Origin of the sequence: Agrobacterium sp. MCAB5 (assembly GCF_052114365.1) — a bacterium.
GTDB classification, from domain to species: domain Bacteria; phylum Pseudomonadota; class Alphaproteobacteria; order Rhizobiales; family Rhizobiaceae; genus Agrobacterium; species Agrobacterium tumefaciens.
Map to the genome: position 1 here is coordinate 1 of NZ_JBFREP010000289.1, position 423 is coordinate 423.

The 423-nt window shown below is 63.4% G+C and carries 1 protein-coding gene; it reads left to right on the plus strand.

The window, feature by feature from the left end:
- Window positions 1-16 precede the first annotated feature (16 nt).
- On the plus strand, window positions 17-423 hold a 407-nt coding region (locus AB4Z23_RS28670; protein ID WP_441361334.1), incomplete at its 3' end, for an NAD(P)-dependent oxidoreductase.

The window sequence follows — 423 nt, forward strand, 5'->3', positions numbered from 1 at the left end:
GTCCACCAAACGGAAAATCGCGCTCATCGGCTGTGGTGTGATGGGAAGTGCGATTGGTTCGCGCCTTCTGTCAGCAGGGCATGATTTGATCGCATTCGACCTGGATCAGGCCAAGCTCGCGCAGCTTGAGGTCAAGGGCGCATCCCCGGCGACGTCGGCATCGGATGCGGCCGCTCGCGCCGACGCCGTTGTTCTCAGCCTGAACTCGGCGCGGATCGTTCGAGAGGCCGTCTTCGGCGAAAAAGGGGTCGCAGAAGGAGCCCGTCAGGGGACCGTGGTCATCGACATGTCGTCGATCGATCCGATCGCAACACGCCAGCTCTGCGCGGATGCCCTTGAGTCCGGTATGAAGTGGCTGGATTGCCCGCTTTCGGGCGGCGCACCGAAGGCGCTGGAGGGTAAGCTCACCGTCATGGTCGGGGG